The 20,498-nt window shown below is 48.3% G+C and carries 15 protein-coding genes and 3 tRNA genes; 11 read left to right on the top strand and 7 right to left on the bottom strand.

The features are described 5' to 3' along the window. From ACP7H9_RS04200 to ACP7H9_RS04180, 5 genes are all read left to right on the top strand, one after another. A tRNA-Lys gene (locus ACP7H9_RS04200) sits at positions 1-76 on the top strand. A gap of 30 nt (positions 77-106) precedes the next feature. Continuing rightward, positions 107-182, top strand: a tRNA-Lys gene (locus ACP7H9_RS04195). A gap of 143 nt (positions 183-325) precedes the next feature. After that, on the top strand, positions 326-1,366 hold the full coding sequence (gene nadA / locus ACP7H9_RS04190) for a quinolinate synthase NadA (protein WP_114981589.1): 1,041 nt from the start codon (positions 326-328) through the stop codon (positions 1,364-1,366). Between the two features lie 138 nt (positions 1,367-1,504). Then, complete coding sequence (gltB, locus tag ACP7H9_RS04185) at positions 1,505-5,971, top strand: glutamate synthase large subunit (RefSeq protein ID WP_439222206.1); 4,467 nt, start codon at positions 1,505-1,507, stop codon at positions 5,969-5,971. Further along, positions 5,971-7,401 carry an FAD-dependent oxidoreductase gene (locus tag ACP7H9_RS04180; protein WP_439222205.1) on the top strand — a complete coding sequence of 477 codons (1,431 nt, stop codon included), beginning with the start codon at positions 5,971-5,973 and terminating at the stop codon, positions 7,399-7,401. Before gltB ends, ACP7H9_RS04180 begins: the two co-directional genes overlap by 1 nt. Positions 7,402-7,417: 16 nt before the next feature. Here the strand turns inward: ACP7H9_RS04180 and ACP7H9_RS04175 are convergent, their stop codons facing one another. Further along, on the bottom strand, positions 7,418-8,260 hold the full coding sequence (locus tag ACP7H9_RS04175) for an SDR family oxidoreductase (RefSeq protein ID WP_439222204.1): 843 nt from the start codon (positions 8,258-8,260) through the stop codon (positions 7,418-7,420). Positions 8,261-8,328: 68 nt separating this feature from the next. On the opposite strand from ACP7H9_RS04175, the gene ACP7H9_RS04170 reads away from it, so the two are divergent. The 6 genes from ACP7H9_RS04170 to ACP7H9_RS04145 all read left to right on the top strand — a co-directional run bounded on the left by ACP7H9_RS04170 (position 8,329) and on the right by ACP7H9_RS04145 (position 15,207). Then, positions 8,329-10,242 (top strand): PilZ domain-containing protein, encoded by a 1,914-nt coding sequence (locus ACP7H9_RS04170; protein WP_439222203.1) that lies wholly within the window; start codon positions 8,329-8,331, stop codon positions 10,240-10,242. 93 nt (positions 10,243-10,335) lie between these two features. Beyond that, positions 10,336-11,721, top strand: a complete 1,386-nt coding sequence (locus tag ACP7H9_RS04165) for a M28 family metallopeptidase (RefSeq protein WP_439222202.1) — start codon at positions 10,336-10,338, stop codon at positions 11,719-11,721. Beyond that, positions 11,714-12,691, top strand: a complete 978-nt coding sequence (locus ACP7H9_RS04160; protein WP_439222201.1) for an amidoligase family protein — start codon at positions 11,714-11,716, stop codon at positions 12,689-12,691. Before ACP7H9_RS04165 ends, ACP7H9_RS04160 begins: the two co-directional genes overlap by 8 nt. Beyond that, positions 12,664-13,323, top strand: coding sequence for a gamma-glutamyl-gamma-aminobutyrate hydrolase family protein (locus tag ACP7H9_RS04155; protein ID WP_110012722.1), 660 nt, complete (start codon positions 12,664-12,666; stop codon positions 13,321-13,323). Before ACP7H9_RS04160 ends, ACP7H9_RS04155 begins: the two co-directional genes overlap by 28 nt. A 118-nt stretch (positions 13,324-13,441) precedes the next feature. Beyond that, the gene (locus ACP7H9_RS04150) at positions 13,442-15,073 is read left to right on the top strand and encodes a methyl-accepting chemotaxis protein (protein WP_439222200.1); all 1,632 of its coding nucleotides are present in this window, start codon (positions 13,442-13,444) and stop codon (positions 15,071-15,073) included. 46 nt (positions 15,074-15,119) lie between these two features. Beyond that, a tRNA-Ser gene (locus ACP7H9_RS04145) sits at positions 15,120-15,207 on the top strand. A 60-nt stretch (positions 15,208-15,267) separates the two neighbouring features. Here the strand turns inward: ACP7H9_RS04145 and bfr (ACP7H9_RS04140) are convergent. The 6 genes from bfr (ACP7H9_RS04140) to ACP7H9_RS04115 form a co-directional block, all read right to left on the bottom strand. Beyond that, on the bottom strand, positions 15,268-15,735 hold the full coding sequence (bfr, locus tag ACP7H9_RS04140; protein WP_034819883.1) for a bacterioferritin: 468 nt from the start codon (positions 15,733-15,735) through the stop codon (positions 15,268-15,270). Further along, positions 15,735-16,211, bottom strand: a complete 477-nt coding sequence (bfr, locus tag ACP7H9_RS04135; protein WP_034819886.1) for a bacterioferritin — start codon at positions 16,209-16,211, stop codon at positions 15,735-15,737. Before bfr (ACP7H9_RS04135) ends, bfr (ACP7H9_RS04140) begins: the two co-directional genes overlap by 1 nt. 33 nt (positions 16,212-16,244) lie before the next feature. Further along, positions 16,245-16,469 (bottom strand): (2Fe-2S)-binding protein, encoded by a 225-nt coding sequence (locus ACP7H9_RS04130; RefSeq protein ID WP_114981584.1) that lies wholly within the window; start codon positions 16,467-16,469, stop codon positions 16,245-16,247. Between the two features lie 62 nt (positions 16,470-16,531). Further along, positions 16,532-17,509, bottom strand: a complete 978-nt coding sequence (locus tag ACP7H9_RS04125) for a calcium/sodium antiporter (RefSeq protein WP_439222199.1) — start codon at positions 17,507-17,509, stop codon at positions 16,532-16,534. A gap of 36 nt (positions 17,510-17,545) precedes the next feature. Further along, the gene (locus ACP7H9_RS04120; RefSeq protein ID WP_011234314.1) at positions 17,546-19,417 is read right to left on the bottom strand and encodes an acetate--CoA ligase; all 1,872 of its coding nucleotides are present in this window, start codon (positions 19,415-19,417) and stop codon (positions 17,546-17,548) included. A 101-nt stretch (positions 19,418-19,518) separates the two neighbouring features. After that, a complete protein-coding gene (locus ACP7H9_RS04115) occupies positions 19,519-20,460 on the bottom strand; it encodes a CorA family divalent cation transporter (protein WP_011234313.1) in 942 nt (313 codons plus the stop codon). Positions 20,461-20,498 lie beyond the last annotated feature (38 nt).

Below are 20,498 nucleotides of genomic sequence, written 5' to 3'. Positions count from 1 at the left end.
GGGTTGTTAGCTCAGTTGGTAGAGCAGTTGACTTTTAATCAATTGGTCGCAGGTTCGAATCCTGCACAACCCACCACGTCGCCGATAAAAATATTTACCAGAATATGGGTTGTTAGCTCAGTTGGTAGAGCAGTTGACTTTTAATCAATTGGTCGCAGGTTCGAATCCTGCACAACCCACCACTTCACTGAATACCCCATTAAGAAAACCACTCAAACCATACTGATGAATTAAGAGTGATACTGACTTAGCTATAAGCATCCCTTGAATTCCGCTATAATAGTCCTCACTTATTAAGAACACTTGGAAAACAAGCCGTAGTATCATGACCGAGATTCAAACTCTGGATAGCCTTGATTATACTTTTCCGCCAAAGCCTAAACCGTTAAGTGCGGAAGAGAAGTCCGAAACCATTAATCGTATTAAGCAGCTTCTGATTGATGAAGACGCTGTATTGGTGGCTCACTACTACACAGACCCCGATATTCAGGCGTTAGCCGAGGCAACTGGTGGCTGCGTGGCCGATTCTTTAGAAATGGCTCGATTTGGTCGCGACCATCCGGCAAAGAAGCTGATTGTAGCTGGTGTTCGTTTTATGGGCGAGACGGCTAAAATTCTTACGCCTCATAAGCAAGTGTTGATGCCAACATTGAAAGCCGAATGTTCCCTTGATCTTGGCTGTCCACCAGAAAAATTTGCTGAATTTTGTGATCAACATCCTGACCGGACAGTTGTCGTTTATGCGAATACTTCAGCAGCGGTAAAAGCTCGTGCAGACTGGGTAGTGACATCCAGTATGGCGCTTGAGCTTGTTGACCATTTGGATGCCAAAGGAGAAAAAATTCTTTGGGCACCAGATAAGCATTTAGGCGGTTATATTGCACGAGAAACCGGAGCTGATATGTTGTTGTGGCAGGGCGCTTGCGTCGTGCATGATGAGTTTAAAGCGAAAGCCCTGCAGGATATGAAAAAGCTTCACCCCGAGGCGGCTATTCTCGTGCACCCGGAGTCTCCGGAGAATATTGTCGCGATGGCGGATGCAGTCGGTTCTACCTCGCAGCTTATTAAGGCGAGTCAGGAATTGCCAAATGAAACCTTCATAGTGGCTACCGACAAAGGCATTTTTTATAAAATGCAGCAGCTGCAACCGAATAAGACCTTTATTGAAGCCCCCACTGCGGGTAACGGCGCAACGTGTCGCAGTTGTGCGCATTGCCCCTGGATGGCAATGAACGGCTTAAAAGCGATAGAAGAAGCGTTAACGGACGGTGGAGAAACACATGAGATTCATGTCGATGAAGCTCTGGGCAAAAAAGCCATGGTGCCGCTAGACCGAATGCTGGAATTTGCAGCGACTTTAAAGTGATTTAAAAGGCTCCTTCGGGAGCCTTTTTACTTTTTGTCTATACAACATATTTGTAACAATAATAGCCCCAGTGCCTACCGAAGCTGATGCCTGCATGGTAATCTAGCTTTATTGAATAATTATTCGAGTGGTATAAGCATGGGACTTTATGATCCAGCTGATGTCCGTGATAACTGCGGCTTCGGCCTTATCGCTGATATTAATGGCGAAGCTCAGCAAGGTTTAATTTCTACCGCAGTAAAAGCGCTGGACCGTATGCAACATCGTGGTGGTATTGGTGCCGACGGTAAAACCGGAGATGGCTGCGGACTACTACTGCAAATGCCCGAGCAGTTTTTCCGCCAGTACGCAGAAACTCAAGGTTGGCAGCTCAGTAAGAAATTCGCTGTCGGTATGGTATTTTTTAGTCGCGATAAGGATAAGCGCGAGTCTGCCCGCCACCTTATTGAGCAAGAGCTTCAACGAGAGACTTTAGCGGTCACTGGCTGGCGTAAAGTTCCGGTCAACAACCAAGTACTGGGTGAAGGCGCTAAATCGTCTGAGCCGGTTATTGAGCAGGTTCTGGTGTCGGCTCCGCCGGGCTGGCGTAAAAAAGATTTGGAAAGACGCTTGTATATGGCGCGTAGACGCGTCGAAAAGCTGATGCCTAATCAGGATGAGCTCTATATTTCCTCGTTGTCGAGTCTGGTCTTAGTCTATAAAGGCCTGATGATGGCAGCTGACTTGCCGGCTTATTACACTGACTTAGCCGATGCCGAAATGAAAACCTCTATTTGTGTTTTCCATCAGCGCTTTTCTACTAATACGGAACCGCGCTGGCCGCTGGCTCAGCCGTTCCGGTTCCTTGCCCACAACGGCGAAATTAATACTATACGCGGGAATCGACAGTGGACGCAGGCAAGAGCTTATAAATTCCAGACCCCCTTACTGCCTGACTTACAGGACGCAAAGCCACTGGTGGGACTGTCAGGCTCCGATTCTGCGTCTTTAGACAATATGCTGGAGCTATTGCTGGCTGGCGGCATGGATTTATTCCGGGCAATGCGCCTGTTGATCCCACCAGCATGGCAGGGCGATGCCACCATGTCTGATGACATGCGTGCCTTTTACGAGTTTAACTCCCTGCATATGGAGCCCTGGGATGGGCCTGCCGGCGTGGTTATGAGTAACGGTCGGCATGTGGCCTGCAGTCTGGATAGAAATGGTCTGCGTCCGGCGCGGTATGTTCTTACCCGTTCGGGTATTCTGACCATTGCCTCAGAAGTGGGTATCTGGGATTACGACGAGCAGGAAGTGATTGAAAAAGGCCGCTTAGGACCGGGACAAATGATGGCGGTGGATACCTATACCGGCAAAATTTGGTATAACGACCAAATTGAAGAAGAACTCAAGCAGCGTCACCCTTATAAACAATGGCTGGAACAACACCGTCGCCACTTGATACCGTTTGAACGCAGCCACGCCGACAAGCTGGGTAAGCGTTTGTATGACGACGAGACCATGCTGGTTTTTCATAAAGCGTATTTGTACTCCGAAGAAGAAATACAGCAAATTATCAGTGTTCTGGCGAAAGATGGTCAGGAAGCCGTGGGTTCTATGGGGGACGATACACCCACCGCCGTGCTTTCAAAGCAGCCGCGTTTGCTTTACGACTATTTCCGGCAGCAGTTTGCTCAGGTGACTAACCCGGCTATTGACCCTATCCGTGAACGCCATGTTATGTCGCTTTCCACTATCATAGGCCGTGAGCATAATGTATTTAACGAGGCATCCGGCGATGCCGACAGGGTAGTATTTGAATCTCCTATCCTCATGTACACCGATTTAAAGCAGCTACGGGAACTTGATGAACAACATTACCGGGCAACCACCTTGTCGCTGGGTTTTAAACCAGAGCAGCAGAATTTACAACAAGCCATCGATAGCCTGGTTGAGCAGGCAAAAACCGCGGTTAAGGATGAGCAAACGGTTATTCTGGTTCTCAGTGACCGGGATTTACAGCGAGAACAGCTGACGATACCGGCAGCCATGGCCGTTGGGGCGGTGCAACAAGTGCTGGTGAAGAATGATCTTCGCTGTGACTCAAACATTATTATTGAAACCGCATCCGCGCGTGATCCGCACCATATGGCGGTATTAATAGGCTTAGGCGCCACTGCGGTTTATCCCTACCTTGCGTATGAAACCGTGGAGCAACTGGTCGCCCGGGGCAAAGTTCAGCTGGACATAAAAGAAGCATTGCTCAACTACCGTAAAGGCCTGAATAAAGGCTTACTGAAAATACTCTCGAAAATGGGTATTGCGACCGTGGCAGGTTACCGGGGCTCCTCCTTGTTTGAGGCGGTTGGGCTGAACGAAGATGTGCGCCGTCTTTGCTTTGAGAACGTACCAGCACGCATTGATGGTACCGGATTTGACGATATACAGCAGGATCTTCAGCAGAGCTTCCATCGCGCCTGGTTAACACGAAAAAAACTGGCTCAGGGTGGTTTGCTAAAATATGTGCACGGTGGGGAGTACCACGCTTATAACCCGGATGTTGTGACGTCGCTGCAACGCGCGGTGGCAACAGGCGAGCAGCGAGATTACGATGTGTACGCTAAGTTTGTTAACGAGAGGCCGGTGACTCACCTGCGTGATTTGCTCAGCATCAAATTGCCTGAAAAGGCAAAAATTAAAAAAGAAAAAGTAGAAGCCAAAGAACTCCTGTTTCAGCGTTTTGATACGGCGGCTATGTCGATAGGTGCGTTAAGCGCCGAAGCTCACGAAGCCTTAGCTATTGCCATGAATACTATTGGCGGGCATTCAAATTCTGGCGAGGGTGGGGAAGATCCGAAGCGCTTTAACAACGCAAAAAACTCGCGAATTAAGCAAGTGGCCTCGGGGCGCTTTGGTGTCACGCCGCATTATTTGGTTAATGCCGATGTTATTCAGATAAAGGTTGCGCAAGGAGCCAAACCCGGTGAGGGAGGTCAACTGCCCGGCGAAAAAGTGACTGCGGAAATTGCCCAACTGCGATACGCCGTGGCTGGTACTACCTTGATATCGCCGCCGCCGCATCACGATATTTATTCCATTGAAGATTTAGCTCAGCTGATTTTTGACTTAAAGCAGGTGAATCCGAAAGCCTTAGTTTCAGTCAAGCTGGTTTCTACGCCTGGCATTGGCACCATTGCTACAGGTGTCGCGAAAGCGTATGCCGATTTAATTACTGTGTCCGGCTACGATGGCGGAACTGGTGCTAGCCCCATGACCTCGGTCAAGTATGCCGGCTCGCCCTGGGAGCTTGGTTTGGTTGAGGTGCACGAAGCCCTGGTGGCGAATAACTTGCGCCACAAAATTCGGTTGCAGGTCGATGGCGGCTTAAAAACCGGTATGGATATTGTGAAGGCGGCTATTTTAGGCGCTGAGAGCTTTGGTTTTGGCACCGCCCCTATGATTGCTCTGGGCTGTAAATATTTACGCATTTGCCATTTGAACAACTGCGCAACAGGTGTGGCTACTCAGGATGAAACCCTGCGACGGGAGCATTTTTCCGGCTTGCCGGAACGCGTGGTGAAACTGTTTGAGTTTATGGCGGAAGAGGTGCGCGACATTCTCGCTCAATTGGGTCTGGAAAAGTTAACCGACGCTATTGGCCGGGTCGATTTACTGGAACGGCTGACTGGTGAAACTAAACGTCAGCAGCAGTTACAGTTAAATGCCTTGTTGCAGTCCGCAGGAGTACGTTCAGAGTATTCTTTATATTGCACCGAGAAGAACCCGCCGTTTGATCAGGGCAAGCTGAACCAGCGGTTGCTGGAGTTATGCAGAGAGTCTATCGATAAGCGCAGTGGAGGTCATTGGTCTTTGACGATCCGTAACGATGACCGTTCGGTTGCTGCAAGTGTATCGGGTTACATTGCCAGCCAGCATGGAAACCAGGGAATGGCGGTTGCGCCAATTACCTTAGGCTTTATTGGTACCGCAGGACAAAGCTTTGGTGCATGGAATGCCGGTGGTTTGAAGCTGCACCTGACCGGAGACGCCAACGACTACGTTGGGAAAGGTATGGCCGGTGGTGAAATTACCATTAAGCCGCCAGCAGGCTGTCGTTATAACACGCACGAAGCAGTCATTATGGGCAATACCTGTCTGTATGGCGCGACTGGCGGAAAACTTTATGCTGCCGGTTGTACCGGCGAACGTTTCGCGGTGCGTAACTCCGGCGCGACAGCTGTGGTAGAGGGTATTGGTGACCATGGTTGTGAATATATGACCGGCGGTATTGTGGTGGTACTGGGTGAATGCGGCATCAATTTCGGTGCGGGAATGACCGGCGGTTTTGCTTATTTAAGAGACAGCGACGGCGATTTACATCGTCGGCTTAACCACGAGTTGGTTGAAGCGGTAGCCGTGGATACCCCGATTATTCAGGAGCACTTGCGCGGTTTAATTCATGAGCATCACGAAGCAACGGGAAGTCACTACTCGCGGAAGTTACTAAATAACTTCGAGCAAATAGTGGACAGCTTTTATATCGTCAAACCAAAAGCGGCAGATGTGAAAGAGCTTTTAGGGCATCGAGCGCGGTCAACTGCAGAATTACGTGTGCAGGTGATGTAATGAACAAGAATATTTATCAGTTTTTGGACGTGCAGCGCATTGATCCGCCGAAACGTCCGGTTGAAGAGCGCCGCATTGAGTTTAAAGAAGTTTATGATCCAATGCCCGACGTGCAGCTAAAAGGCCAGGCAGATCGTTGCCTGGACTGTGGAAACCCATATTGTGAGTGGCAATGCCCGGTTCACAACTATATTCCTCAGTGGCTGGAGCTGGCCAACGAAGGGCGGGTTATTGAAGCCGCTGAACTGATGCATAAAACCAACAGCCTGCCTGAGGTTTGTGGCCGGGTCTGTCCGCAGGATCGTTTGTGTGAAGGTGCCTGTACGCTGAATGACGGTTTCGGCGCAGTAACTATTGGCAGTATTGAAAAACAGATGGTCGACGAAGCCTTTAAACAGGGGTGGCGGCCAGACTTAAGCGGCGTGACTCAGCGTCAGGAACGGGTTGCTGTTATTGGGGCAGGGCCTGCTGGTCTTGCCTGTGCTGACGTATTGACGCGTAATGGTGTCAAAGCTGTCGTTTACGATCGTTACCCGGAAATTGGAGGCCTGCTAACTTACGGCATTCCGCCGTTTAAGCTGGATAAAGCGGTAATGACGTTGCGTCGTGAAATATTCACCGACATGGGTATTGAGTTTAAGCTGGGTGTCGAAGTGGGAAAAGACATCAGTTTTGCTGAGCTGGAAGCCAATTATGATGCGGTGTTTCTAGCTCTGGGAACCTATAAAGCGTTGGATGGAAAACTAAAAGGCCTGGATGCAGATGGAGTTTATCCTGCCTTGCCGTTTCTCATTGGCAATACACAAAAGCTTATGGCTCATGAGCCTATGTCTCAGTATCCACTTATTGATGTGAAAGACGAGACCGTGGTTGTGCTTGGTGGTGGCGATACCGCGATGGACTGCGTCAGAACTTCAATAAGACAGGGGGCGAAGTCGGTTGTCTGCGCTTATCGCCGGGACGAAGGCAATATGCCTGGGTCGCGTAAAGAAGTGCAGAATGCTCGCGAAGAGGGAGTTTCTTTTGAGTTTAATTTGCAACCGCTGGAAGTGATTACGGACAATTCAGGTAAGGTTAGTGGCGTGAAAATGGTACGCACTGAGCTTGGCCCGGCTGATGAAGACGGTCGCCGGCGTCCACAGCCTGTGCCGGACTCAGAATTCGTTATGCCGGGTACTGCGGTCATTATTGCCTTTGGCTACCAACCCAGCCCGCCGGAATGGTTACAACAGCACAAAGTGGAGCTAAGCGACTGGGGCACCGTGCTGGCTACTGGCGATACTGAGTTTGCTATGCAAACCAGCAACCCGAAAATATTTGCCGGTGGCGATATGGTGCGCGGCGCCGATCTGGTGGTGACGGCGATAGCAGAAGGCCGCAACGCCGCCGAGGGAATGCTCGATTATTTCGACGCCGTAGACGCCGTATAAGTTATGGGCAGCGCAATCAGCGCTGCCATTGTTTAATAACTGGCGCATAACCTTCGCGAAAACTCGCATACTGAAGTTGGTAACCGCTTTCTGTTAAGCCCTTATTCATGCAGCGTTTAGAGCCTCTTGGACCAACGTCTGTATCAATGCTTCCGGTCAGCTCAATTCCAAGCTGCTCAGCCAGCCACTGGTAAACTTCGTATTGTTTGACCGGTTCATCGTCATTAACTAAATAAACAGGTTTGGGCTGATTAACCTGGGTAAGTAAATGCACAATAAAGCCAGCGACATCGTCCTGATGTATGCGGTTAGTCCAGCTGTCACGAAGCTGGACATTGCCCTGAGTTAATTGACGCAATAAAAAATCACGTCCCTCGCCGTAAATACCACTGCAACGAAGAATTGAGGTTTGCCCCGGTAAGGCATCGATAATGGATTCAGCCTGTAATAGAGCTTTACCGGAGTCTGACGTAGGCTCGGTTGCACTGTTTTCATCAATCCACTCGCCGTCGCGCTGCGCGTAAACGCCGGTGCTGGAAACGTAAATAATATTAGGCTGATGCCTTTGCTGCGACAGTACCTGTTGCAGGTGACGACAGGGAACGACATAGCCCTGATGATAGCTATCTTCTGCGCCTTTTGCCGGAGTCAGGGTAATGACAACATTATCCCATTTATTCTGGAACAGTTGGTAAAGCTCCTGTTCACTGTTTAAGTCTGCTGCAACTAAATTGACCCCTTTGCGTACCGGCTTGCTCTCCGGGGTTCTGCAAACTCCGGTGACCTGCTCGTTTTGCCCGCTTAGCCGTTGCGCAACGCGGTCTGCAATATCACCGTAACCGAGTAAAAGCGTTTGCATGAAGATCCTCTTGGCGTTAATGTAAAAGAAATGTTGAACTTAATATAGATACTGACCAATAGCCCATTATGAGCAGTGACCCTTCAATAGAAAGTCTGATTGATGAGCTTAAAACAGATTATCACCGCTCTCAATTTGAGTCTCTGTTTAAACGTAAAACAAAACATCTTAGCGGGCCCGAGAGGCTGCAGGCGCGTATGCGCATTACCGAATTAGCGAAACCGGCTTTGGGTGTTATCGACCTTCGCAAGAAAATTCAGTCCGAAATTGAACCCTACCCTTTTCAGGGGCGCGTACATTATTTTGATATAGCAGCGAAACGGTTATTTGAAGACGGCTTACGACTGTATAAGGGCGTTTTTACAAACGACACGAAACAGCAAATATTAGCGTTAAAAACACAGCATCAGCAGTTAGCGGAAGACAAAGCTTTAGCCCAGCAGGAACAAGAGAAAGCGCTAGCCAGTTTTGTGGCCGGGCGTGAGTACCAACGTTGTGAGCAACGGATTAACCTGGTCAGCGCTGTGACCATGGAACTGGCCGATGGCCAGGAATTCAGCGCGATGACTGTGGACATCTCTAATAATGGACTGCAGCTAAAGCTAGGTTTTGATCCTCAACTAACCGGCTTGAAGTATGCACGCGTAAAGGTTTACTTTTCCGGGCTTAGCGACGACTTTGTGTTTGACGCAACCCAGGAATATGAATACCGGGTAGTTGGGCTCAAAGAAAAAGACTTTTGTCTTTACTTACGTTTAAGGCGCATGGATGAAACTGGCGATGACGAACTAAGCCGGTTTTTAGCGGCTATGTTGAGCAAGTCCCGGCGTCGCTATAAAGTCAATGTTGAGCATTTAGCCCAGAGGGTTATAGCCCGGGGGCATGAAAGCTATTGGTTTGATGCCGTTCAGGCTGTGCCAATTATTCTAAAAGCTGGCTCAGCGAGCTGCGCTTTAGTTCAGACGAACTCAAATCAAACCCTGCTGAACAGCTGGCAGCAACACCAGAGTGATCTTATTGCGGAGCTTATTGAGCAACCATGGGTTCAATCTGTGGTAAATGAGTTGCGAAAATCCAGGAAACCAACACGCCGACAAGTTACCTTGTTTCGTATTAGTCTGCCCATAAATAAAGTCTGGCGTGAGTACTTACTGCCGCTGCAGGCTATACAAAAAGAAAAAAGTTTAATTGCTACGCTAAACGCATTGCGTGCGGCGGGTTACGGGGCAAGGTGTTATCAATTGACGCTCACTTACAGCAAAGACGATGAGCTAATCTACGGCGAATTGAATGCGATAAAAACACCACTTTGGCGCGAACATTCCAATGAGAGTCTGAAATTATCTGTGCTACAGGAATACCGAGCCAGAGGAGCTAAAACCCTGGCTTGTAAACTGCTCAGTCCGCAAGCGTCAGCAGAGCAGAACATGTTTCGTTACGCTTTATCCAGCGCTTTGTTTTTGTATAAAAACGGCGTTGACTGGGAGCCTCAACTGGCCGCATTAATGTCTATTGCCGAAGGTTTACCGAAATTGTTTGATGACACTGAATTTTGGTTAGCAAACAACGAACGCTTACTTGGCGGACGGCGCCTGAGCTCAGAGCTAAGAAAGGCATTGCGTCGGGTGTCGGAGAACAGCAGTTTGTCGCCACGTATATTACTGTTAAGAGTTACTCAGACCACTCAGAAAGATGGCGTTATGGGGCGAGAAATAAGCGAGTACGACAGCTTTGAAGAGGCGGCAGAATACATTCGCTTTCTTGATGAAGATGATAACTTTATTGCGCTTCTGATATCAGGACAGCCATGCCAGAATCAAATATCAGCCGAATTGATGACAGATTTGTCTTATATTCAACGCTACCTGCCGCATCGGGCTAAAGAGCTTGAAACCAGTTTTAAACAACTTCGTGCCGTGATGACACTGACAGACGTGACTCAGACTCTAAGCGGGCTTGCGCAACTAACGGAGCAGTCATAAAGGTAACTGTTTTCTGCTCCTGCGCGTGGCTTTCCATCCTTCGTTATATACCGCATAATCGAAACAAGCTCATTAATTAACAGGTATTCAATTATGTTCAAATCGTGGACAAGTTCATTACTGGCGGTAAGTGTTGGTTTAGCCACTCCGCTGAGTGCTATCGCTCAGGATAGCATTGACTATAAAGAGCAGGAAAAGTTACATGAAATAGCTGGCGGCATGCAGGCTGATCGCATTGAAAGCGATATTCAGACCCTGGTGGATTTCGGCACGCGCCATACCTTATCTGAAACAGAATCTGATACTCGCGGTATTGGTGCTGCGAGGCGCTGGATTTTTGCCGAATTTGAGCGCATATCCGAAGCCTGCGGTGGTTGTCTTGAAGTGATGTACGTCAGCGACACTATTTCGGGAGAAGAGCGCATACCCGACCCTGTGGAAGTAAAAAGTGTCATTGCTGTTCAGCGTGGCAAAACAGACCCTAATCGTTATGTGATGATGTCCGGTGACATCGACTCGCGCGTTAGTGATGTCATGGATTATACCTCCGACGCCCCAGGCGCAAACGACAATGCCTCTGGTGTCGCTGGCGCGTTAGAAGCGGCTCGAGTGCTAACCCAGTACGAGTTTGATGGTTCTATTGTCTATGCGGCACTGGCCGGCGAGGAACAAGGCCTGTTTGGCGGGAAAATTCTGGCCGAAAAAGCCAAAGAAGAAAACTGGCATCTGACCGCTGTGCTCAATAATGACATGATTGGTAACATAGAAGGCATTAACGGAGTCATTAACAACACCACTGCACGTATTTTTGCTGAAGGCACCCGTATGAATGAATCGGATCGCGAAGCAACCATGCGCCGTTTTTATGGTGGCGAAGTGGACTCTCCCTCACGCAACTTAGCGCGCTACATTGATACAGTGGCCGATCGTTACATCAACAATTTAGACACTATGATTGTTTATCGTTTAGATCGTTTTGGTCGCGGAGGGCATCACAGACCCTTTAACGACTTAGGTTATGCAGGTATCCGCATTATGGAAACCAACGAAAACTATAATCGCCAGCACCAGGATCTGCGCGTGGAAGATGGCATTGAATATGGCGATACCATCGATGGCGTAGACTTTGACTACGCAGCGAAACTGACGGCATTAAACGCCGCTTCTATGGCGAGCATGTCGTGGGCACCAAGGCCGCCGGCTAATGTCGAAATAGAAGGTGCAGTAAAACCGGATACAACCCTGCGCTGGACGGCGCAGGAGGAAGATAAAGAAAATATTGCGGGTTATAAAGTTTACTGGCGCTTAACCAGTGCCCCACAGTGGCAGTTCAGCCGCTACGTGGGTAACGTAAACGAATACACACTGGAGAATGTGGTGATCGATAATTACATTTTTGGTGTAGCTAGTGTCAGTAACGATGGCTTTGAAAGCCCAGTTGTATTTCCGGGACCAGCGGGGACGTTTTCTATTGAGTAAAAGTTTGTTCAAAGCATTAACCGAGCCGCTAAATTATGAAGGGGAAGACCGAAGAGTTGGTTTCGAACTGGAGTTTAGCGGTTTAACCCTGGAGAGAACTGTCGAAGTTCTGCAACAACAGTTGTCGGGGAAACGGGTTGCGGTCTCTAAAGCGGAACAAAAAGTTGAAGTGGATGAACTAGGTTCATTTACAGTTGAGATAGACTGGGACTATTTAAAGCGAAAAGCGAAAGCAGAAGGCGGAGACAATTCTGCCTGGGTGCGCGAGTTAGGCAGCATAGCTGAGAACCTGGTACCTATCGAAATTGTTTGCCCGCCATTGACTCTTGAGCAGTGTGAGCGGTTAATTCCTGTGACCGATGCTTTACGGGAAGCCGGTGCGAAGGGCACTGATGAGTCCTGGATTGCGGCTTATGGTGTGCACATTAACCCCGAGGTACCGTCGTTAGAGCCAAATGCCCTGCTGCGTTATTTGCAGGCATTTTCTTTGCTGCAATGGTGGCTGGTAGAGGCTCACCGGGTTGATACAACACGAAAGCTGAGCCCTTATATTGATAAATATCCTGAAGCCTACATTCGCTTGCTGGTTTCTCAGCAGGAGGTCAGCCAGGAGCAACTGATTAATGATTATCTGGAACATAATGCCACCCGCAACCGGGCGCTGGATATGCTGCCACTGTTTGCTTTTCTGAATGAAGAAAAAATTATGAAAGCGGTGGAAGATAATAAGATTAAAGCCCGCCCGACATTTCATTATCGTTTACCGAATTGTCAGCTTGAACACCCAGACTGGGATTTAACCGAACCATGGAAAATTTGGTGGATAGTGGATGCTCTGGCGAACGACGAACAGGCTTTAGAGTACTGGAAGCAAGCATTCACTGATGCTGAACGCCCGCTAATAGGGGTCTCAGAAAAAGACTGGAAGGAAAGGTTGCAGCAATGGCTCAAAGACCGCGAGTGGTTGTAACAGGGACCGCCAGACGGTGGTCTCCTTCCTGGTGGTGTACCTGGCTTATTCTTAAGTGTCTTGGGGCAACCCCTGTGCGCGCGAGTGTCAGACACAGCTGCGACCACGAAGGTATCGACGCCGTGATTATTGGCGGCGGCGATGACATTAGTCCATCTGAGTACAATCAACCACCGGAGCGTGACGGCGAATACGACCCCGACAGAGATGAGCTTGAAATTGCCTGGATACGTTGGGCACTGGAAGAAAAAAAGCCTCTGTTAGGTATTTGTCGTGGCTCGCAATTGATTAATGTGGTACTGGGCGGTGAACTGAATCAGAATATTCGGGAGCTACGACAGCTAACCTATAACAGACCCGGGTTATTGCCAACCAAACAAGTGTTTATTGAGCCCCGGAGCCAGTTGGCCAAAATTTGTAAAAAACAAAAACTGCGAGTTAACAGCCTGCATTCGCAAATAGTAAAGCAAACCGGCGTAGGTATGCATGCTGTGGGTTGGGATCTCGATGGTTTTCTACAAGCTTCTGAAGGGCAGACCGAACAGACTATTATTGGCGTGCAGTGGCATCCTGAGTATCTATTCTATGTACCTAGTCAGCTCAGAATTTTCCGTTGGCTTATCAAACAATAATTGAACATTTCGATTATACCGTCATCAATATATCAATTTTTTTGATCCATCTTTAAGCCTAATTAGTATAATCGTTCAATTACATAGATGAATAGTTCATCGCATTCTGGAGCATTAAATGACTATAGCAAATCGATTGTACGCGGGGTTTGCCTTTATTCTACTGTTACTTGTTATAACGACAATTGTCGGTACGTACCAAGTTGGCGAAATAGATAAAACACTAACTAGAGTGAATGAAGTAGGAAGTGAAAAACAACGCTTTGCTATTAATTATCGTGGCAGTGTCCATGACCGGGCTATTGCTCTTCGCGATTTAGTACTTGTGGATGATGCCGCTGATCGTCCTCCGCTGCGTGAGCTAATTGATGATTTAAAGGCGAATTACAATACAGCAGATAAGGGCATGAGTGCTATTTTTTCTGACAGCACTTTGGTTAGCAGTAAAGAACGTGAATTATTGGCCGCTATTGAAGACGTGCAGGCGCGAGGACTGGCCGCCGCCGAGGAAACTGAGCGTTTGCTGAGTTCAGATCGCCGACAACAGGCGCAGGAGTACGTACTGAATGAATTGTCTCCGGTTTATGCGGAGTGGCTGAATCGCATTAATACCTTCATCGATTATCAGGAGCAGAATATAGCGTCAGGTACCGAAGGGGTCATGGATCGCAGTGCAAATTTCGCCACGTTAATGTGGTGGGTGACGGCTTTTGCCATTATAAGTGGTGGTATAGCAGCCTGGCGGATAGTGGCCAAGCTGACTCATACCATAGGCGGTGAGCCCGAAGAGGCCGCCGAGGTATTGCAGCGCATTGCAGATGGTGACTTAACGGTTTCAACCCGGACACGCTATGAAGATAGCATGATGGCAGACGTTAACCGCATGGCTCGTCAACTTAGAGAAATTCTGCAGGATGTTAATGATTCTGCCGATACGATTCTGAACTCATCGAACGAGTTGTCTGAAACCGCGAATGATAACCAGCAATTAGTGGTTCAGCAGCAAGAGCAGACCACTCAGGGTGCAACGGCAATTCATCAGATGGCACAGACGGTGCGGGAAGTTGCTCAGCATACAGAGCAGGCGGCTCAGCTGGCGGACGACACTGATAAAGAGACTGTTGGTGGTAGCCGTGAAGTTGAAGCGACCATACGCTCTATTGAAGAGCTGGCAAACCAGGTTGAAGGTGCGTCAAAAGTTATTGGTCAGTTGTCTGATAACACGGCAGAAATTCATAAAGTACTGGAAGTAATAGAAGGCATTGCAGACCAGACCAATTTACTGGCGTTGAATGCCGCAATTGAGGCCGCCCGTGCCGGCGAACATGGCCGCGGCTTCTCCGTGGTTGCTGATGAAGTCCGCGCACTAGCGAACCGAACTCAGGACTCAACCCGTAATATTCAAAGCTTAATTGAAACCATGCGAGTGAGTGCCAACGACGCTGTTACCGTTATGGAAAAAGGCAGAGAAAAAGCCGCAGAAAGTGTTGAACAGGCACGCTCCGCCGGTAAGTCTCTACATGCCGTGAATAGCTCGGTTGCAAAAATGAGCGACATGAACGCGCAAATTGCGACTGCAGCGGAAGAACAAACCGCCGTAGCGGAAGAGATAAACCAAAACTTCACATCCATTACTCAGGCCGCTGAGCAAACGGCAGCGGGCTCAGAGCAAATTAGTGAAGCCAGCCGTGAGCTGAACGAACTGGCAAAACGATTAAATAATGGCATGAAACGCTTTAAAATTGCTTAAACCCCTTGATTAGAACGGCTAAAACCCCTACCATAGCGGCCGTTCTGGAGAGGTGTCCGAGTGGCTGAAGGAGCACGCCTGGAAAGTGTGTATACGGCAACGTATCGAGGGTTCGAATCCCTCTCTCTCCGCCAGATACAAAAGAAACCGCCCTTGAGGCGGTTTTTTTGTGTCTGCAGAAAAGGGAGATTGGATTACATCATGCTTTGTAAATAAAGCTGCTCACCCAGTCGATCCATTAAGTTTAGTTGTATCTGTAGCCAGTACGCGTGATCTTCTTCGGTATCTTTTAAAATACCGACCAGCATTTCGCGGGTAACGTAATCATCCACTTCTTCGCAGTATTCAATGACTTCACGCAGTGTTTTGGCGTTGTTGTGCTCAAGCTGTAGATCGTTTTCCAGCATCTCCCGAACATCCGAACCTATGGTATGAGGTTCGCGATTGCTCATGTTGGGTTTGCCTTCCAGAAATAAAATTCTGCGAATGAGCAAGTCTGCATGACCGCGCTCGTCGTCAATTTCATGGTTAATGCGCTGATAAAGCTTCATTAAACCCATGTCTTCGTACTGACGCGAATGTGAGGTGTACTGGTCAATTGACGTGAGTTCAAAGGCCAGCAGGCGATTTAGTTGCTCAACGACATTGTTATCTCTGCGCATTATTCAGCTCCTTGAATTTTTGTTTGCAAATAGACCTCGTTACCCAGGCGCGATATCAAATCAATTTGAGTTTCAATCCAGTCGAGATGCTCTTCCTGCGAGTCGAGAATATCGCGTAATGCGTTACGGCTGACATAGTCTTTGTGTATCTCACACTCTTTTATGGCTTCGCGTATTGCGCTGACATCATTAAACTGGACTTTGTGGTCCATTTCCAGCATTTCTCTTGGGTCTTCACCAACGTATAACTTACCCAGTTCCTGCAAATTAGGAATGCCTTCCAGAAATAAAATGCGTTCGATAAGCACATCGGCGTGCTTCATTTCGTTAATAGAGGCTTTATAAACAGGCTTGTTCAGACTTTCGAAGCCCCAGTTACGATACATGCGGGCATGAAGAAAGTACTGATTAATGGCGGTAAGTTTGAGAGTCAGTATTTTATTCAGTTGCTGGATGACTTTAGCATCACCTTTCATAGCCGTATTACTCCTTAATTCACTAGGTATGAATTAAGTGTAGCATACGGAAACCGGAAGTTGAGTCTCTTTACCTGCTTGATTAGAACGTTGTTCGAGGGCTTCATGAAGAACATCTTTGGCACAGTTTTTACAACAGCCGCACTGTGAGGCTACACCGTATTGCTGGCGTAAGTCTCGCATTGAGTTCACCTCACCAGAAACTACGGCCTGATGGATGACTTTATCGTTAATACCTTTACAAAGACAAACATACATAGACTATCACCTCACTTGATAGTGACAGTCTATGTTAAATGCGAACGATTTGCAATAGTGTTTTATTGTGGTGCGATAAAGCCTGTTTTCAATAAATACAGGGTATAGAGCAGGTACAGACAAATAAAGATAAAACCATGTACGCGATTGATACGCCCTTGTCGTGCTTTGCGAATACCAAAGGCCATTAGCAGTAATGTTAGTATGGCCATGGCAACCCAGTCACGGCTTAACACTAAAGGTTCTAGCGAAACCGGCTCGATAGCACCGGCAATACCGACTACCGCTAATGTGTTAAACATATTCGAGCCTATAACGTTACCCAGTGCCAGGTCGTGCTCATTCTTGCGGGTTGCCGCAATGGCTGAAGCCAGCTCTGGTAAGGAGGTACCAATAGCAACCACAGTCAAACCTATGACTAAATCGCTGACGCCGAGTGACACCGCAATATTTACGGCACCCCAGACTAGAGCACGTGAACTGACAATTAGCAGTAATAAGCCAACAATAAGCCAAATAATGGCGGGCTTCATTGGCAGAGGATTAGAGTCCAGTTCTTCAGTGAATTCCGCGGCTAAGCTGTCGTCGCTGCTTTTTGAGCCTATCCAGATTGACCAGCCCATGTAGCCAACAAAAACAACTAACAGAAGAATGGCTTCCAGTCTGGTAATTTGATAGTCGAGCAAAAAGAGGGCGCTTAACAGGGTTATAGCGATTAAGACTGGCATTTCGCGGCGGATAACCACAGATTTAACCGCAATAGGAGCGAGCATAGCGGTAATACCTAAAACCAGTGCTATGTTGGTTATGTTCGAGCCATAGGCATTACCCAGTGCCAACGCAGGGTTGCCCTGCATTGATGCCAGTGCCGATACAACCATTTCCGGCGCCGATGTACCAAAGCCAATAATGACCATACCGATAACTAATGGCGCCATGCCCAGATGTCTTGCTACTGCGGCTGCGCCTTCAACAAAGCGGTCAGCACTCCAGACCAAAACAGCCAAACCTATAATGACCGCAACAATCGATAACGTCATAACACCCTGATCCTGTTTAAAAGAAAGGGCGCTAGTTTAACGCATGGTTTCCTTAATAGCATCAATACTTGACGGATCATCAATGGTTGAAGGAACAGCAACATCGTCGCCCTGTAATACCTGCCGAATAAGACGTCTCAATATTTTTCCTGAGCGAGTTTTAGGTAGCCGGGATACTATGTGTAAGGTTTTCAGGCAGGCAATAGCGCCAATCTCTGCACGTATTGACTGGATAAGTTCCTGTTGTAATTGCTCGTGAGCAATAGTGGAAGAGTTTTTAAGAATAACGAAACCAACCGGTAACTCACCTTTTAGTTCATCGGGTTGTGCGACAACGGCGCATTCAGCAACGTCTTTGTGAGCGGCCAGAATTTCTTCCATCTCTCCGGTGGATAAACGGTGGCCGGCAACGTTTATTACATCGTCTGTACGGCCCATGATAAAAACATAGCCTTGTTCATCGATGTAACCCCCGTCGCCACTGCAGTAATAACCCGGGAAAGCGTTGAGATAACTGCTGTGCAGGCGTTGCTCATCGCCCCATACGGTGGTCAGGCAACCGGGTGGCAAAGGCAACCGTACACAAATTGCACCTTCTTCTTTGCTGCCTAAACCTTTGCCGAGAGGATCCAGAACACTAATTTCGTAGCCGGGAACCGGAAAGGTGGAAGAGCCGGGTTTTACTTTTACTGCTCCAATACCGACAGGGTTAGCGCACATTGGCCAGCCGCTCTCGGTCTGCCACCAGTGGTCGTAAACCGGCAAGTCGGTTAATTCGGTTGTCCATTCATAGGTAGCGGGATCTAAACGCTCTCCTGCCATATAAATGCGTTTCAACGAGCTTAAGTCATAGCGCTGAATAAATTCGCCTTCAGGATCTTCTTTCTTTATTGCCCGGAAAGCCGTCGGAGCAGAAAAGATGGCGCTGACGTTATAGTCCTGAACGATGCGCCAGAAAGCTCCTGCATCTGGCGTATTAACCGGCTTGCCTTCGTAGAGTACACTGCTGCACCCAAAAAGCAGGGGACCATAAACAATATAAGAGTGACCTACGACCCAGCCTACATCGGATGCCGTGAAGAAGACTTCCCCGGGCTCTAATCCGTAAACGTAATTCATGGAAAAATTCAGGGCAACGGCATAGCCACCGTGGTCGCGCACAACGCCTTTCGGTTTGCCCGTAGTGCCCGAGGTATAAAGAATATAAAGAGGATGAGTTGCCGGTAGAGGAATAGCTTCTAAAGGGCTTGCTGTCGTCAGCGCCTGTTCCCAGTCGGTGTCCTGACCTTCCTGCATTTCTGCCTGGCACTGCTCGCGCTGATAGACAATGGTACGCGGCTTGTAGGTCGCTTCCGCCAAAGCTTTATCCACAATAGGTTTGTAGGGCAGAACTTTTGTCCCCTCAATACCACAAGACGCGGTGATAATGAGTTTGGGAGCCGCGTCGTCGATTCGAACAGCCAGTTCGTGCGCTGCGAAACCACCAAAGACGACCGAGTGAATTGCCCCAATGCGGGCGCAGGCCAGCATTGCAATAGCAGCTTGCGGGATCATGGGGAGATAAATAATAACCCGGTCGCCTTTTTCTACGCCTTGTTGCTTCAGGACATGAGCAAAGCAGGCAACCTGTTCACGCAACTGGTTAAAGGTGTAATTTGCTTTGCTTTGGGTTACCGGGGAATCGTAATACAAAGCGACTTGCTCGCCGCGGCCTGCTTCAATTTGTGCATCGAGTGCTAAATAACTGATGTTAACTTCGCCGTCCGGAAACCAGTCTGCCAGTCCATTCTTTTTGACCTGTGCAGCGACTTTAGGCGTTTTGAACCAATTTAAGCGACGCGCTTGCTCTAGCCAAAAACCTTCAGGATCTTGCTGAGCTTCGGAGTAAACGTTTTTATAGGCTTGCATAGCACTACCTCAAATCCTTTTATGCAGAGCCTTTAAGCATATTCTGTTGGCTTAAATTTCCTATTCGACTTAGGTCTAAACCGCTTTGATATAAGTCAGGTTTACCAGAATCTCAGGCGTCTCAACAACAGGAATTCGACAATAGCGATAATTACCAGCGCACCACAGAAAATCATAAATGCACCTTCACTTTCTACCCCGGGCATGCCACCAATGTTTATTCCAAAAACACCGGTTAAAAAACTGAGAGGTAAAAACACTCCGGCAATAACCGAGAGCCAATAGGTGTTGCGATTCATTTTTTCGGCTATGGCCTGCTGCAGTTGCTCGCGCTGCATCCAGACTTGCTCCAGCATCAGGTCAATTTGCTCGAATAAGCGCTGAGTGGTATCGCGCTCATTGATAAGCCACTGGTGCAACTCTGTGCTCATAACCTTTTCGGTTTCGGTACTGAGTTTTTCTAAAGCGGCCAACTGCGGGCGGATAAAGCGGTTAAGGCGTAACAGACGACGATGCAAAGCGGTGAGTTTTATCTGAACCGATGCCGTATTATCAAAGCCTTCACCTTCAATGACTTCCAGTTGCTGTTCTGCCGAGGACACCACATCTTCAATTCGTAAGTTCAGTTGCTCAATTAGGGCAACGATAAAGTCGTGTAACGACTCCGGCCCCATTTGTTGGTCAAGTTGCTCACGCAATTTTGCTATGGATAAAAAAGGGCGCTTACGAAAACTGTACAACGCGCCTTTATAATAGAGTAAGCGCAGGCTGAGCATGTCTTCGGGAGATTCGCCGGTGTTTAAATTAACGCCCCGTAGCAACAGCATGAAACCGTCGGGTAAACGCTGAAAACGAGGGCGGGTGTCTTCTTCCAGTACCGCATCAATCAGAGGCTCAGGTATACCGGCTTGAGTTAACCACTCGGTCAACCCATCGGCATCACGCTGAAAATGAAACCAGGTGTTTTCTGCGGCGCTCGATGGCGACTGAAGTTGTTTTGCGGGATGCTGACTGAAATCCCAGGCGTCAATTAAAAAATCCATAGAATCCTCACATATGACAATTATTCAAAGTCTATAGT

It is taken from the genome of Idiomarina sp. ST20R2A10, from assembly GCF_051842345.1.
In the GTDB taxonomy this organism is placed as follows: Bacteria; Pseudomonadota; Gammaproteobacteria; order Enterobacterales; family Alteromonadaceae; genus Idiomarina; species Idiomarina loihiensis.
Note: the sequence above shows the minus strand (reverse complement) of the source record. Positions and strands in the feature narration are given on the sequence as shown.